This window comes from Micromonospora sp. LZ34, assembly GCF_052981855.1.
Map to the genome: position 1 here is coordinate 1 of NZ_JBRIQN010000004.1, position 14,150 is coordinate 14,150.

The following is a 14,150-nucleotide window of genomic DNA, read 5'->3' on the forward strand; positions in this document are numbered from 1 at the left end:
CCCCGGGCGCAGGCCGGCCGACCGCCGACGCGGCCCCGCACGCACCCGCGGGGGCGCCGGCGGAGGCGGCGGCCGTCCCGTCGCCGGAGCCGGCGGCCGAGGTCGTGCCGGTGGCCGTGCCGACCCGGTCCGGCCTGCCGGCGGCCACCGCCGCCGTGGAGGCCCGGTGACCGCCGAGCCGGGTCGCCGTGACAACCGAACGGCCGGCCCGACGCGTCCACTCCTCGTGCGGCGGGACGAACTGGAGCGTGCGGTGCGGGAGAGCCTGACCCGCCAGGTCGCCGTGCCCCGTTCGCTCGCCGTCGACCCGGCCGGGCTGGCGATCCGCCGCGCCGACCGGATCCGCCGCCGGCGCACGGTCGCCGGGCTGGCCCTGGCCACGGTGACCACGGCGCTGCTCACCACCGGGATGGCGCAGCTCGGCGAGGAACCCGGGCCGCCCACCAACCCGACCGTGGTGCTCGGTGACCCGTACGCCTCGCCGCTGCCGGAACCGACCCCGGCCGCGACCGCGCCGGTCGGCCAGGACCGCGGCGAGGTGGACCTGATCGTCGGGACCACCCTCGCCGCCGCCGACGGCGGACGGACGCCGTTGCTCGAGGTCGGCCCGGCCGAGCGGGCGCAGCGGCTGCCCGACGGCGGCGGCTGGCTGGTGGTCGGCGCCCCGACCGCGGCCGGCCGGTCCCTCTGGCTGGTGCCGCCCCGCGGCGCGGCGCAGGTGCTGCTGGCCGGCGCGGAGCAGATCACGCTCAGCGACGACGCGCGCCAGGTCGCCTGGCGGGAAGGTGCGGAGCTGGTGGCGGCCGGCATCGTCGGCGGCCAGCTCGTCGCCACCGTCCGCACGCCGGTGCCGGCAGCGGTGGAACCGGTGCGGTTCGTCGGCGACAGCGTGCTCGCTCGCCTCGACCCGGCCCGGCCCGGACACGCCCTGTGGCGACCGGGCAGCGAAGCGCTCGTCCCCGCCACCGAGGACACCAGCACGCACGTCTACGGCAGCCTGCCCGACGGCCGGCTGGTCGCCCAGGTCACCGCCGGCACGCCGCGCCGACCCTGTCTCGCCCTGCTCGACCCGGGGCTCACGCCGCTGCGTACCGCCTGCGGGCCGACCCTGGCCGCCGACGGACGCGGCGCGGTCTCCGCCGACGGCCGGTGGCTGGTGGTCAACGGACGGGCCGGGGGCGCGGACACCGCGCTCCTGGTCGACCTGGGCGGGCTCGGCTCCGGGGCGGTGACCGCCCGACCGGCCGGGCCGCCGCTGGCCGGGGCGGTGGCCTGGACACCGGGGCGGACCGCGGTCTACCCCGACGCCAAGGGCGGCCTGGTGCGGGCGGCGGTGGACGCGGTGCTCGCCGGCGAGCGGGCCACCCCGGTCCCGGTCCCCGGCGTGCGGTCCGGGGAACGGCCGGTGGTGGTCACCGGGTGACCGGGTCGGGCCGGCCCGGGTAGCGTCGGGCGGTGAGTTCCCGCCCGCGGATCGACCTGCACACCCACTCCACCGCCAGCGACGGCACCCTCGGCCCCGCCGAGCTGGTGCGGGCGGCCGCCGACGCCGGGCTGGACGTCGTGGCGCTCACCGACCACGACACCACCGCCGGCTGGGACCCGGCGCTGCGGGCGCTGCCGTCCGGGCTTCGCCTGGTCCGCGGCGCCGAACTCTCCTGCCGCTGGTACGACGCCGAGCCGGCGGTGCCGCTGCACCTGCTGGCGTACCTCTTCGACCCGGACTCCCCGGCGCTCGCCGCCGAGCTGGCCCGGGTGCGGCTCGCCCGGGAGGTGCGCGCCGAGCGGATCGTGGCGCTGCTGCGGGCCGACGGCGTCGACGTGAGCTGGCCGGAGATCCTCGCCGCAGCGGCCGGTGGCACGGTGGGCCGGCCGCACATCGCCCAGGCGCTGATCCGGGCCGGCCTGGTGGCGAGCACCACGGAGGCGTTCGGGCCGGACTGGCTGGGGGAGCGCTACCGCCTGCCCAAGGAGGACATCGACGTCTTCCACGCGGTGCGGCTGGTCCGGGCGGCCGGTGGCGTGCCGGTCTTCGCCCACCCCCGGGCCACCCGGCGGGGGCGGATCGTGCCGGACGAGCTGATCGCCGACCTGGCCGCGGCCGGCCTCGCCGGCCTGGAGGCCGACCACGAGGACCACTCGCCGGCCGAGCGGGCGCACGTGCGCGCCCTCGCCGCCGAGCTGGGCCTGCTGGTGACCGGGTCGTCGGATTTCCACGGCACGCACAAGACGGTCCGGCTCGGCGCGTTCAGCACCGACCCCGAGGCGTACGAGCGGATCTTCGCCGAGGCGTCCGGGGTGACCGAGGTCGCTTCCGGCTGATCCGCGTTTTCGCCTCCGGCGCCACGGCTACCTTGATCGCGTGGATGTCAAGCTGTTCGGCGAGGTCTTCGTGACCCTGCTGGTGATCGTCGACCCGCCGGGCATGATGCCCATCTTCCTCGCGCTGACCGGCCCACTGCCGGCCCGCGACCGCAACCGCGCGGCGTGGCAGGCGGTCGCGCTGGCGCTCGGCGTGATCGTCGTCTTCGCGGTGGCCGGGCAGACCATCCTCGACTACCTGCACGTGGACCTGCCCGCGTTGCAGGCGGCCGGCGGCCTGCTGCTGATCCTGGTCGCGCTGGAGCTGCTGACCGGCAAGACCGACGACCCGAGCCAGCAGACCACCTCGAACATCGCCCTGGTGCCGCTGGGCACGCCGCTGCTGGCCGGACCGGGTGCGATCGTGGCGACCATGCTCTTCGTGCAGCAGGCCGACGGGGCGACGGACTACACGGCCGTGGCCGCCGGAATCGTGGCGGTGATGCTCGCCGTGTGGATCGTGCTCCGGTTCTCCGGCGGCATCGTCAAGATCCTGCGGCCGGGCGGGATCGAGGTGCTCACCCGGATCGCCGGCCTGCTGCTCGCCGCCATCGCGGTGCAGCTCATCGCGGACGCGGTGGCCGCCTTCGTGACCCAGTACACGACCATGGGCTGACCGCCGTACCGGTTCTGTCGGGGCCGGGTGGCAGGATCCGGGTGTGCGACGAGCCTCTTCAGCCGGACGACCCGCCGCGGGCGGCCGGGCGCCCCGACCGCGCGACGCCCAGCCCGAGCAGCTCGGCTTCGACGGCATGCCGGAGCGGCTTTTCGTCTGCACCCCGAGCAAGCTCGGCGCCTACGCCGACTGCCCCCGGCGCTACCGCTACTCCTACGTCGACCGTCCCGCCCCGCCCAAGGGGCCGCCCTGGGCGCACAACTCGCTCGGCGCCAGCGTGCACACCGCCCTGCGCAACTGGTACGCGTTGCCAGCCGAGCGACGCCGGCCGGAGGCGCTGGCCGCCCTGCTCAAGGGCACCTGGGTCCGCGAGGGCTACCGCGACGACGAGCAGGAGCGGTCCGCCTACCGGCGGGCGCTGAGCTGGCTGGAGTCCTACGTGGCGAGCCTCGACCCGGCGGACGAGCCGCTCGGCGTGGAACGGGTGGTCGCGGTGAAGACGGCGGTGCTGGCCCTCAACGGTCGGGCCGATCGGATCGACTCCCGCCCGGGGCCGGACGGCCCGGAGCTGGTCATCGTGGACTACAAGACCGGCCGCACCGGGCTGGACGCCGACGACGCCCGCGGCTCGCAGGCGCTGGCCCTCTACGCGTACGCGGCCGAGCGGGTGTTCCGCCGGCCGTGCCGCCGGGTGGAACTGCACCACCTGCCCACCGGCACCGTCGCCGGGCACGACCACACCGTCGAGTCGCTCGCCCGGCAGGTGTCCCGGGCCGAGGAGACCGCGCGGGACATCATGGCCGCCGAGCGGGCCGTCGCCGACGGCGGCGATCCCGACGAGGCTTTCCCGACCACCCCGGGCCCCCGCTGCGGATGGTGCGACTACCGGCGCAGCTGCCCCGCCGGCGCACAGGCCCCGGGCAAGGAGCCGTGGGCGGCCGTCGAGCGCGCCGCCGACCCGCTCCCCGGCCAGGGCTGACCCTGTCCGCCCGGCGCCCCGGAGTGGACCGTGGTGGTCGGGAGCCGATCAGCCGGCCACCGAGGTGCCGGTGAGCCGGGCGGCCCGCTCCTTGGCCGCCTGCTGCATCGGCCCCTCTCGGTAGCGGCGGGGCAGCGCGGCCAGGGCGAGGCGTAGCGCCCGCACCGTCAGGTCCGCCGAGAGCGCGGTGGTCGGCAGGCCGAGCCCGCCGTACATCCGCCGGGCCCAGGCCGGCAGCAGCGCGAGCGCGGTGCCGGCGATCCCGAGGTACGCCCACCGGGGCGGGCCGAGGTTGAGCCCGACCCGGACGGGCAGGCTGAGCTTCCACGGCAGCGGTGGCGCGGTGAGGAAGAGCGCGGTCTCCGCCGCCTCCCGGGTCATCCGCAGCTCCGGCCGGATCCGCCGGTAGTACTCGGCCACCTCGGCGGCGGTGCCCGGCACGGTCTCCGGGTCGAGGCCGACCAGGGCGGCGGCCCGCCGCTGCTCGGTGTAGTAGCCGTCCACCTCGTCGTCGGTCAGCGGCAGCCCGGCCCGGCGTGCGGTGTCGAGGAACGACTCGACCTCGGTGACGTGCACCCAGCGCAGCAGGGCCGGGTCGTCGACGCGGAACTCCTCCCCGGTGGTCGGGTCGGTGGCCCGCAGCCGGGCGTGCAGTCGGCGCAGCCGCAGCCCCGCCGCCTCGGCCTCGGCGGTGGTGCCGTAGATGGTGGTGCCCACGTAGTTGGCGGTGCGGACCAGACGGCCCCAGGCGTCGGTGCGGTAGTTGCTGTTCTGCGCCACCCCGGCCATCGCCCGCGGGTGCAGCGCCTGGAGGTAGAGCGAGCGCAGGCCGGCGACGAGCAGGATCGGCTCCTCGTGCACCTTCCAGGTGACCGAGCCGGGACCGAACAGGCCGACGTCATCGGAGTCCACCGACCAAGAGTGCCATGCCACCGGGACGGGCCGGCGCCGCGCCGAGAGGGCGGGTCAGTCGTCGGCGGACCGGCGGGCCTGGCAGGTCGGGCAGAGGCCCCAGAAGGTCACTTCCGCCTCGTCCACCTCGAAGCCGTGGGCGACGACCGGGTCGAGGCAGGGTGCGGAGCCGACCGCGCAGTCGACGTCGGCGATCTCGCCACAGCCCCGGCAGACCACGTGGTGGTGGTTGTCGCCGACCCGGGCCTCGTACCGGGCGGGGCTGCCGGCCGGCTCGATCCGGCGGGACAGGCCGGCCCGGGACAGCGCGCCGAGGACGTCGTAGACGGCCTGGGTGGAGACCGAGTCGAGGCGCTCGCGCACCCGCCGGGTGATCTCGTCCACCTCGAGGTGGCCGCCGGCGGCCAGTACGTCGAGCACGGCGAGGCGCGGCCGGGTGACCCGTAGGCCCCTCGACCGGAGCAGCTCCTCGCCACCGGACATGTGCCAATGACAGCACGGGCGGGAGGGACCGACAACCGAGGCCGACCCGAGGTGGCCCCGGCCACAGCCCGGTGACCAGCGTTGATCTTTCGAGGAAGATCGTCGCGGGTCCGGTGAACCGGACCCGTCGGGCGTGCGTGTGACCCGGTGAGGAGTCCAGGGCGGGTCGACCGGCGCACTACGCTGGCATCCCGCGACCGCGAACTGCCCCGGAGGTTGTCGATGTTCTTGAAGGTGCTGGGTCTTCCAGTACACACGCTGGTGGTGCACGCGGTCGTGGTTTTCGTGCCCCTGCTGGCGCTGCTCTCCGCCGCGTACGTGGCGCTGCCCCGGTTCCGGCCGCGGCTGGACTGGGCGGTGGCCGTGCTGGCCGTGATCGCGCCGCTGACCGCGTGGGTGGCCGTCCAGTCGGGGGAGGTGCTCACCGACCACCAGGTGGCCCGGGGCTTCCAGGGCGAGATCCTCGACAAGATCTTCGAGCACTCGAAGTACGGCGACCTGCTGTTCCGCTACACCCTGCCGCTCGGCGTGGGTGCCCTGCTGCTGGTGGCGCTGACCAGCGGGCATCCCCGGGTGCCGCGACTGCCGAACTGGGCCGTGCCGGCGCTGTCGGTGGTGGTGGTCGCGCTCGGGGCGGCGTCCCTGGTCTACGTCTACCTGACCGGGCACTCCGGGGCCGACGCCGTCTGGGGCAACACCTTCTGACCCGGGTCAGAAGAGGACGCGCGAGCAGAGCAGGCAGGACAGCACCACCAGCACCACCCCGGCGACCACGCCCACGCTCCAGGTGACCCGCTGCGCCCGCTGCTCCGCCGCGTCGAGCCCGACCATGTCCTGCGCAGGCAGCGGCCGGGGCGGTGGCGGTTGCAGGTGCACCGGCGGCCGCCAGCCGGCCGGGGGCGGGACGGTCGGCGGGGGACCGGCGTACCCGCCCGCGGCGGGGGCCGCCGGCCCGGGCGCGGTCCATGCCGGTCCGCCCGGCGTTGCCGGTGGCGGGGTTGCTGCCGGTCCGTTCGGCGTCGCTGCTGGCGGGCTCGGTGCCGGTCCGCCCGGCGCAGCCCACGCTGCCTCGCCCGGCGCCGGCGGTGCCGCCGTGCCGGCAGGTTCACCCTGGGCTGGCGGGGTGCGGCTCGGTTCATCCTTGGCGGGAGGGGTGGGGCTCGGTCCGACCGCGGCGGCCGAGGGCTGGGTCGGCGATCCCTCCGCGCCGGCGTCGGGTCGTCGCCAGTAGTCGTCCGGGGAGTCGCCGGAGCTGGGGGTCGTCACGCCGTCCGACGCTACCAACGCACCGGCCCCGCGGCCGGCGGACGCGGCCGGTCGCGCCGGCTCGGTGGCGGTCGACCAAGACGCGGTTGCGTTAGTCTTGCCGCTCGTGAGCACCGAGGACCCCGGGACGGTACGCGGCGACGACGACCGCACGGTCGACCTGAGCGACGACTTCGTGGTGCTGCCCGAGCAGACCGCCGACGACACCGACCGGGGCTGGGGCGAGCGGACCGGCGGCACCGACGACTGGCTGCTCGCCGAGCGCCCACCGCACTGGGACTGACCCGCCCGGCGGAGCGCCCACCGCATTGACCCGCCCGGCATGGTTGGGGGGCGCCGGTGGCGGCGTTCGTCGGAGATCGACACCGTGTCGGCGATATCGGGGTGTCGCCGCCGCTCGGTGACCGCCATATCGGCGACACGGAGTCGATCAACCTCGGCCCGTCGGCCACGCGTCGTGAACCCGGCGCCGGGTGGCAGCCGATCAACCTGGGCCGGCCGACCCCGCGCAGTGGACGTGGCGATGCGCCGGGCGGACGCGGACACCGGCGACCGGGCGCGGGCGGCGGCCACTGGGCGCGGGTTGCGGCGACCCCATGTGGCAGGCGGCCAGGTGCTGGTCATTCGCGTACCACGATGGCGAAGCGGCTGCCCTCGGGCTGGCTGACGGCGCGGCGGGCCTGGTCGGGCGGGAGCGCGAGGTAGAGCGCCGCGCCGGCGTCGAGCGCGTCCGCACCGACCACGTCGAGCACCAGCGCCCGGGAGGCGAGCAGGGTCCCCGCCCCGCCGGCCGCCGGCACGGCGAGCAGGTCGACCCGGGCCCCCGGACGCAGCACCGCGAGCGCGGCCGGCTCGGCCAGCCGGACCGGCACGCCGACCGCGCCGCTGGGCACCGGGAGGGGCGCCGGCCGCCCGCCCGGGGCGGCGCCCTCGTCGCCCCATGGCCCCGGCCCGCCGGGGCGGCCTGCGCCTCCGGGCGCCGTCCCGCCGGACCGGTCTTCGCCCGGTGACGCCGGTGGCGGGCTGGCGTCGCCGCGCGCCGGCCCCGTGGACCCGTCACCGCGTCCGGCCCCCGGCCCGTCCGCGCCCGAGGTATCGGCGCCGGCGGCCGGCCCGCCGGCTGAGCCGGCCGGTAGGCCGGTGGGCGCTGGCCGGGATCCCGGCGCCGCGGGTGGACAACCGGCCGGGGTGTGCAGGACGGCCGCCGCCAGGCCGAGCAGCGCGGCGGCCAGCCCGGCCCGGAGCAGCGTGTGGCGTCGCGGCAGCCGGGGCCGGCGCAGCGGACGTAGCGCTCTCGCCGAGACCGCGCCGCCGGTCGCCATGGCCGCCTCCCCCGCCTGGACCAGGCGCCGGTTCCGGCACCCGTGGGCAGCAGGTTAGGCGGCGGAACGCCGACCGGCGGGTCCACCGCCGGCAGCCTGTGGACAACCCGACGGCCTGTGGACAACGCCCGCGCGACGGTCCGTTCTGCTAGGCCCCCGACCCCGACCTGACCGTTGCGCGATCGTGGTCCGGCAGGTCACGGTGTGCCTGAGCCGCCGGTCGGGTCATCGTGCCGCCCGCGCCCCGGTCAGCCGCCGGGGCCGGCCGGCCGCCGACCACCAGCCCGGTCGGCGGATGCCGCGACCTGCGGCACACCGAGTCGATCAGCCAGCCACGGTGGCGGACGGCCGCCGCCGAGCCCGGTCGGTCAGGACGAGGCGGCGGTGCTGGCGGCCGGGGCCTTGCTGGTCGACCCGCCGTTGGACGAACCGGACGAGCTGGACGAGCCGTTCGACGCCGACGTGCTCGAACCGTTCGACGAGCCGGAGTCGCCCGAGGAGGACGAGTCGCTCTTCGCCGGCTTGCTGGCGCCGTTGCTGGCCGTGTCCGAGCCGGACGAGCGGGAGTCGGTGCGGTAGAAGCCGGAGCCCTTGAAGACGATGCCGACCGAGTTGAAGACCTTCCGCAGCCGCCCCTCACACGCCGGGCACTCGGTCAGCGGCTCGTCAGAGAAGGACTGCACCGCCTCGAGCTGGTGGCCGCACGCGGTGCAGGCGTACTGGTACGTGGGCACGTTCTCCTCCGGATCTGGCACGGCCGGTTGGCACTCGACGTATTCGAGTGCCAATGGTGCGTCATGCCCCCCGGATTCGTCCAGCGGAAGTGTGGGGCGCGACACCTGGCTCGATGCCTGACGCGGCGTCCAGCGTACGCAGGCCGCCGGTCGGGGTGACCACCGCGCGTACCGGGCGGTCGTGCGGCTCGGCGGGGACCGCCTCGACCAGCTCGCCGTCGTGCAGCGGCACCACGGTCAGCGCGGTCGCCGGCACCCGGGCCAGTGCCCGGTCGTACGAGCCGCCGCCCCGGCCCAGCCGCAGCCCCCGGCGGTCCACCGCCAGCGCGGGCACCACCACCAGCTCCGCCCCGGCGACCGCCGTCACGCCGAGCCGTGGCCCGGCCGGCTCCCGCATCCCCCGCCCCGCCGCGACGAGCGCGTCCGGGCCGGTCCAGGCCGCCCAGTCCAGGTCCAGGTCCGCCCGCAGCACCGGCAGCAGGAGCTCACCCCCCGGCGGCAGCGCCGCGGCGAGCACCGCGGGCAGCTCCGGCCCGCCCGGCTCGCTCCCCACCGGCACGTACGCGGTCATCCGGCGCGGGCGCAGCCGGCGTACCAGGGAGACCAGCTCGGCCTGGACGCGCGCCGCGGCGGCGGCCCGCTGCGGCCCGGTCAGCGCCCGGCGGTGGGCGAGCAGCGCGGTGCGGGCGTCCCGCTTGGCCACATGTGCCACATCGGCCGCTTCCGCTCCATCAGAAAAATCCACCACGCAACACTCCTGACGCAACGCCTGTCACCTGGTCGCTCTGTGTCAGCATCGCAGCATCGGAGGCGGAACTTCCGGGGGGACCGAGTGACGCTACGCGGGCGGTTGACCACAGCCTTCCTGGCGGTGGTGCTCGGCCCGGTCCTGCTCGGGGCGTTCTTCGTCGCCTCGACGGTGGCGTCCGTCGACCGCAGCCGCTCCACCGAGCGCCTCGCCGTGGCGGCGGCGACCGTGCGTACCGCGGTCGACGCCCTCTGCCAGCAGCTGCGGGCCGCGGCCGACGCGGTCGCCCTCACCCCCGACCACGCCGGCGCCGCCGGCCAGGTGGTCAGCCGCGGCCTCGCCGCCGGGGTGCGGGTCACCGACGTGGCCGGCCGGGTCACCTACGCGACGCCGGGCGCTCCGCCGGCCCCCTGGCGGGACTGCGCGGGGACGGGCCCGGCGTTCGGGCCGGTGTCGGCCCTCGCCGTACGGGTGGACCTGCGCGACCCGGCCGGCACCGCGCTGGGCGCGGTCGCCGCCGCGCAGCCGGTGGACCCGGCCTTCGTGGCCCGGCTGGCCGCGGTCACCGGCGTGGCGGTCACCCTGCTCGACGGGGCCGCGGCCCCCGCCCGGGTCGCCCACACCACCGAGGCCACCGGGGTACGCGACGCCGTGCTGGCCGCCGCCGGCACGGTCGACGGCGAGCGGGTCACCGAGACCGCCGAGGGCCGGTACGTCCGCCGGGTCGGCCCGGCCTCCGGGCAGCCGCTGCCGCTGGTGCTCTCGGTGCCCAGCGACCAGCCGCCCGGCCTGCACGTCGCGCTGGTCGGCGCGGTGCTGCTGGCCGCCCTGCTGGCGGTGGCCGCCGCCTGGCGACTGACCCGGGTGACCACCCGGCCGCTGGTGGAGCTGGCCGGCGCGGTGGACCGGGTCGCCGGCGGCGACCTCGGCACCCGGGTCCCGGTGCGCAGCCGCGACGAGATCGGCCGGCTGGCCGGCGCGTTCAACCGGATGACCCGGGAGACCGGCAGCTACGTGGCGGCGTTGACCAGCAGCCGGGACCAGCTGCGCGGGCACCTGGCGGTGCTCGGCGACACCCTGGCCAGCACCCACGACCTGCAACGCATCCTGCGGGTCATCCTGCACAGCGCGATCGCGGCGACCGGCGCCCGGGCCGGCGCCGTGCTGCTGCTGGACTCCGGCGGTGTGCTCGTCGCGCAGTGCACCGAAGGGCTGGACGAGCGCTGGCCGGCGGACGACCCGCCCGGTTCGGCGCCGCTGCGGGTGCCGGTGGGCACCGGGGTGGTCGGCACGGTCGCGGCGACCGGCGAGCCCCGGCGCGGCCGGGTCGAGCCTTCCGCCGTCCCGGTGGGGGAGCCGCGCTGCCAGACGTACGTCGCGGTGCCGTTCGCGGCTCCCGGCGCCGCACCGGCCGAGCCGCCCGGACGCGGCGCGGAGACCGCCGCCCGCCCCGGCGACCCGGCCGCGCGCCCGGGCCCCGAGCCGGCGCCCGCGACCGGCGCGCTCGGCGTGCTGGTCCTCTACGACCGGGTGGGCGCGGACGAGTTCGACGACGACGACCTGACCACCCTGCGCACCTTCGCCGGGCACGCGGCGGTGGCGGTGGACAACGTGCGGGTGCACGAGGAGGCGCAGCGGCTCTCCCTCACCGACCCGCTCACCGGGCTGTGGAACTACCGCTACCTGCGCGAATCGATGCGCCGGGAGGTGGAGCGGGCCAGCCGGTTCGGCCGGATGCTCAGCGTCCTCGCCCTCGACCTCGACCGCTTCAAGCAGGTCAACGACACCTACGGGCACCCGGCCGGGGACACCGTGCTGGCCGAGTTCGCCCGCCGGGTGCGCGGCGAGATCCGCGAGGTGGACCTCGCCTTCCGCCAGGGTGGCGAGGAGTTCGTGGTGCTGCTGCCGGAGACCGACGCGCGCGGGGCGGCGATCGTGGCGGAACGGCTCGGCGCGGCGATCCGCGGCACCCCGATCGCGGTGCACGGGCACGGCGGCACCCCGGTGTCCATCGGGGTCACCGTCTCGATCGGCATCGCCGTCTACCCCGACCACGCCAGCACCGGGCAGCAGGTGCTGGACGCCGCCGACGACGCCCTCTACGCGGCCAAGGACGCCGGCCGGGACACCTGGCGGATCGCCACCGCGCGTAACGCGCCGCCGGTGCGGGAGATCCCGGTCCCGGCGGCGGCGGTCAGCCCGCCGGACGGGTTTCCCCGGGCCGGCGCCGGCCCGCTGCCGGCTCGGTCGGCCGTCGAGCCGGCGCCCGGGGAGCCCGAGCCGTGCGCCGCCGCCCCGGACGCCGGGGCGGCCACCGGCCGGACCGGACCGCCCGGCGGCGCGTCTTCCGGGCCACACCCGCCAAGGCAGACCCGTGGCCGATAGTCTCGCGACATGTCGGAGCACTCAGCGAAGCCCTCCACGGCGACCGCCGCAACCGGTCGCTCCCGCGCGGTCAAGGCCGTCATCCCGGCCGCCGGTCTGGCCACCCGGTTCCTGCCGGCCACCAAGGCGGTGCCCAAGGAGCTGCTCCCGGTGGTCGACCGGCCGGTGCTGCAGTACATCGTCGAGGAGGCCACCCAGGCCGGCATGAACGACGTCCTGCTGATCACCGGTCGGGGCAAGACGTCGATGGTGGACCACTTCGACCGCCGCCCCGACCTGGAGGCCCGGCTGGAGAAGAAGCCGGACATCCTGGCCGCGGTGCAGCGCCCCAGTGAGCTGGCCGACATCTACACCGTCCGGCAGCCCGAGCAGCTCGGCCTCGGCCACGCCGTCGGGTACGCCGAGTCGCACGTCGGCGACCAGCCCTTCGCGGTGCTGCTCGGCGACGAGTTCGTCAAGCTCGACCAGCCGCTGCTGCCGGCCATGCTGGAACTGCAGGCCCGCACCGGCGGCGTGGTGCTGGCCTTCTTCGAGGTCGACCCGGCCGAGACCAGCCGGTACGGGATCGCCTCGGTCGCGCCGGCCGAGGCGGAGCTGACCGACATCGGCGAGGTCGTCAAGGTCACCGGCATGGTCGAGAAGCCCAAGCCGGAGGACGCGCCGAGCAACCTCGCGGTGCTCGGCCGCTACGTGCTCCCCGGCGCGATCTTCGACGCGATCCGGCGTACCGAGCCCGGCAGCGGCGGCGAGATCCAGCTGACCGACGCGATGGAGATCCTGCGCAACGAGGGCGTCCCGGTGCACGCGATCGTCTACCGGGGCACCCGCTACGACACCGGCATGCCGCTGGGCTACCTGCAGACGGTGGTGCAGATCGCCGTCGAGCGGGAGGACCTCGGCGCCGAGTTCCGCAAGTGGCTGGTCGAGTTCGTCAACGCCGACACGGCGGGCGGATCTGGTACATGACAGCGACGGCCGACGCCGAGGCGGCCGCCAACGAGTTGACGCCGCTCGCCGACTACCTGGGCAGTGTGCTGCGCAGGTTGCGCGCGCTGCCCCCGCTCGACCTCGACCTCACCCAGGCGCACGGCAACGTCCTCGCCGAGGACGTGGTCGCGCCACACGCCTTCCCGGCCTTCGACCAGGCGGCGGTGGACGGCTACGCGGCCCGCTGGGAGGACATCGCCGGGGGTGGCCGCGGCGCCGGCTACGTACCCGCCCAGGCCGGGTCGCCGGGCGGGCGGAACGTGCGGCTCAACGTGGTCGGCGACCTCGGCGCGGCCAGCTGGCGGCCGGTCCGGCTCACCCCGGGCTCGTGCTTCTCGGTCGCCGCCGGGGCGCCGCTGCCCATCGCGGCCGACGTGGTGGTCCCGGTGGAGTGGACCGACCAGGGCATGGCCGCCGTCGAGATCTTCCGCGTCCCCAAGCGGGGGTACGGGGTGCGCCGGGCCGGTGAGGAACTGCCGGCCGGCGCCCTGCTCGCCCGGGCCGGCACCTACGTCTCGCCCGCCCTGGTCGCGGTCTTCGCCGCCACCGGCATCGGGCACGTGGTGGTCCGGCCCAGCCCCCGGGTGGTCATCGTGGCCACCGGCGACGAACTGGTCGACGTCGGCCGGGGCAGCCAGCCCGGTCAGGTGGTGGACGCCAACTCGCACGCGCTGACCGCCGCCGCGGCCGAGGCGGGCGCGCTGGCGTACCGGGTGGGCATCTGCGACGACGACCCGGAGGGGCTGCGCGGGCTACTGGAGGACCAGACCCTGCGCGCCGACCTGATCATCACCACCGGTGGCACCGGCACCGGGCCGGGCGACATGGTCCGCCGGATCCTGTCCCGTCGGGACGGCGGCCGGGCCGGGCCGGTGACCTTCACCGAGGTGGCGCTCTATCCCGGCACCGCGCTCGGCTTCGGCACCGTGGGCGCCGAGGAGGTCCCGGTGGTCTGCCTGCCCGGCGACCCGGGCGCGGCGCTGATCGGCTTCGAGGTGCTGGCCCGCCCGGCGATCAACCTGCTGGCCGGTGCGGAGCCGGTGTTCCGGCCCAGCGTCCGCGCGCATCTGCTGGAGACCATCTCCTCCCCGGCCGGGCTGCGCGAGTTCCGGCCCGCGCACGTCGCCGAGCGGCGCGGCGGCGGCTACACCGTGCAGCCGCTCAGCGGCGGGCCGTTCACCCTCTCCGGGCTGGCCGAGGCGAACGGGCTGATGGTGCTCGGCGAGCGGGTCACCACGGCGGCCGCCGGCTCCACCGTGGACGTGCTGTTACTGGATCGACGTCGGTGAGCCTGCGGCGTGCCCTTCCGAGGCCCGCGCTCGCGGGCGTAGGGTCCGCCCGGTGAGTCTCTTCAACC

Annotated in this window: 15 protein-coding genes; 9 read left to right on the plus strand and 6 right to left on the minus strand. The window is 76.6% G+C overall.

Annotated features, from left to right (window positions below; translation table 11 throughout):
• Nucleotides 1-226: 226 nt before the first annotated feature.
• The 4 genes from ACVCAH_RS06105 (at nucleotide 227) to ACVCAH_RS06120 (ending at nucleotide 3,956) form a co-directional block, all read left to right on the plus strand.
• Nucleotides 227-1,423: a hypothetical protein gene (locus ACVCAH_RS06105; RefSeq protein ID WP_447135053.1), complete on the plus strand. Its 1,197-nt coding sequence runs from the start codon at nucleotides 227-229 to the stop codon at nucleotides 1,421-1,423.
• Nucleotides 1,424-1,455: 32 nt separating this feature from the next.
• Nucleotides 1,456-2,322, plus strand: coding sequence for a PHP domain-containing protein (locus ACVCAH_RS06110; RefSeq protein ID WP_447135054.1), 867 nt, complete (start codon nucleotides 1,456-1,458; stop codon nucleotides 2,320-2,322).
• Between the two features lie 40 nt (nucleotides 2,323-2,362).
• On the plus strand, nucleotides 2,363-2,977 hold the full coding sequence (locus tag ACVCAH_RS06115; protein WP_447135055.1) for a MarC family protein: 615 nt from the start codon (nucleotides 2,363-2,365) through the stop codon (nucleotides 2,975-2,977).
• Between the two features lie 136 nt (nucleotides 2,978-3,113).
• On the plus strand, nucleotides 3,114-3,956 hold the full coding sequence (locus ACVCAH_RS06120) for a RecB family exonuclease (protein WP_447135331.1): 843 nt from the start codon (nucleotides 3,114-3,116) through the stop codon (nucleotides 3,954-3,956).
• A gap of 48 nt (nucleotides 3,957-4,004) precedes the next feature.
• Here ACVCAH_RS06120 and ACVCAH_RS06125 read toward each other — a convergent pair whose 3' ends face one another.
• Nucleotides 4,005-4,868: an oxygenase MpaB family protein gene (locus ACVCAH_RS06125; protein WP_447135056.1), complete on the minus strand. Its 864-nt coding sequence runs from the start codon at nucleotides 4,866-4,868 to the stop codon at nucleotides 4,005-4,007.
• Between the two features lie 54 nt (nucleotides 4,869-4,922).
• The gene (locus ACVCAH_RS06130; RefSeq protein ID WP_447135057.1) at nucleotides 4,923-5,351 is read right to left on the minus strand and encodes a Fur family transcriptional regulator; all 429 of its coding nucleotides are present in this window, start codon (nucleotides 5,349-5,351) and stop codon (nucleotides 4,923-4,925) included.
• Between the two features lie 222 nt (nucleotides 5,352-5,573).
• Between ACVCAH_RS06130 and ACVCAH_RS06135 the strand changes: the two genes are divergently transcribed.
• Complete coding sequence (locus tag ACVCAH_RS06135) at nucleotides 5,574-6,056, plus strand: DUF2231 domain-containing protein (protein ID WP_447135058.1); 483 nt, start codon at nucleotides 5,574-5,576, stop codon at nucleotides 6,054-6,056.
• Between the two features lie 6 nt (nucleotides 6,057-6,062).
• Here ACVCAH_RS06135 and ACVCAH_RS06140 read toward each other — a convergent pair whose 3' ends face one another.
• Nucleotides 6,063-6,227 carry a hypothetical protein gene (locus ACVCAH_RS06140; RefSeq protein ID WP_447135059.1) on the minus strand — a complete coding sequence of 55 codons (165 nt, stop codon included), beginning with the start codon at nucleotides 6,225-6,227 and terminating at the stop codon, nucleotides 6,063-6,065.
• A 496-nt stretch (nucleotides 6,228-6,723) separates the two neighbouring features.
• Here ACVCAH_RS06140 and ACVCAH_RS06145 point away from each other — a divergent pair, with 496 nt between their 5' ends.
• Nucleotides 6,724-6,900, plus strand: a complete 177-nt coding sequence (locus ACVCAH_RS06145) for a hypothetical protein (protein ID WP_447135060.1) — start codon at nucleotides 6,724-6,726, stop codon at nucleotides 6,898-6,900.
• Between the two features lie 337 nt (nucleotides 6,901-7,237).
• Here ACVCAH_RS06145 and ACVCAH_RS06150 read toward each other — a convergent pair whose 3' ends face one another.
• The 3 genes from ACVCAH_RS06150 to ACVCAH_RS06160 form a co-directional block, all read right to left on the minus strand.
• Nucleotides 7,238-7,939: a hypothetical protein gene (locus tag ACVCAH_RS06150; protein ID WP_447135061.1), complete on the minus strand. Its 702-nt coding sequence runs from the start codon at nucleotides 7,937-7,939 to the stop codon at nucleotides 7,238-7,240.
• Between the two features lie 368 nt (nucleotides 7,940-8,307).
• Complete coding sequence (locus ACVCAH_RS06155) at nucleotides 8,308-8,694, minus strand: FmdB family zinc ribbon protein (protein ID WP_447135062.1); 387 nt, start codon at nucleotides 8,692-8,694, stop codon at nucleotides 8,308-8,310.
• A gap of 40 nt (nucleotides 8,695-8,734) precedes the next feature.
• On the minus strand, nucleotides 8,735-9,385 hold the full coding sequence (locus ACVCAH_RS06160; RefSeq protein WP_447135063.1) for a 5-formyltetrahydrofolate cyclo-ligase: 651 nt from the start codon (nucleotides 9,383-9,385) through the stop codon (nucleotides 8,735-8,737).
• A gap of 120 nt (nucleotides 9,386-9,505) precedes the next feature.
• Between ACVCAH_RS06160 and ACVCAH_RS06165 the strand changes: the two genes are divergently transcribed.
• Genes ACVCAH_RS06165 through ACVCAH_RS06175 form a run of 3 tightly spaced genes read left to right on the plus strand, consistent with a single transcriptional unit; the run spans nucleotide 9,506 to nucleotide 14,082 of the window.
• A complete protein-coding gene (locus ACVCAH_RS06165) occupies nucleotides 9,506-11,806 on the plus strand; it encodes a diguanylate cyclase (protein WP_447135064.1) in 2,301 nt (766 codons plus the stop codon).
• A 9-nt stretch (nucleotides 11,807-11,815) separates the two neighbouring features.
• Nucleotides 11,816-12,772 carry a UTP--glucose-1-phosphate uridylyltransferase gene (locus ACVCAH_RS06170; RefSeq protein ID WP_447135065.1) on the plus strand — a complete coding sequence of 319 codons (957 nt, stop codon included), beginning with the start codon at nucleotides 11,816-11,818 and terminating at the stop codon, nucleotides 12,770-12,772.
• On the plus strand, nucleotides 12,769-14,082 hold the full coding sequence (locus ACVCAH_RS06175; RefSeq protein ID WP_447135066.1) for a molybdopterin molybdotransferase MoeA: 1,314 nt from the start codon (nucleotides 12,769-12,771) through the stop codon (nucleotides 14,080-14,082). Before ACVCAH_RS06170 ends, ACVCAH_RS06175 begins: the two co-directional genes overlap by 4 nt.
• Nucleotides 14,083-14,150: the final 68 nt, after the last annotated feature.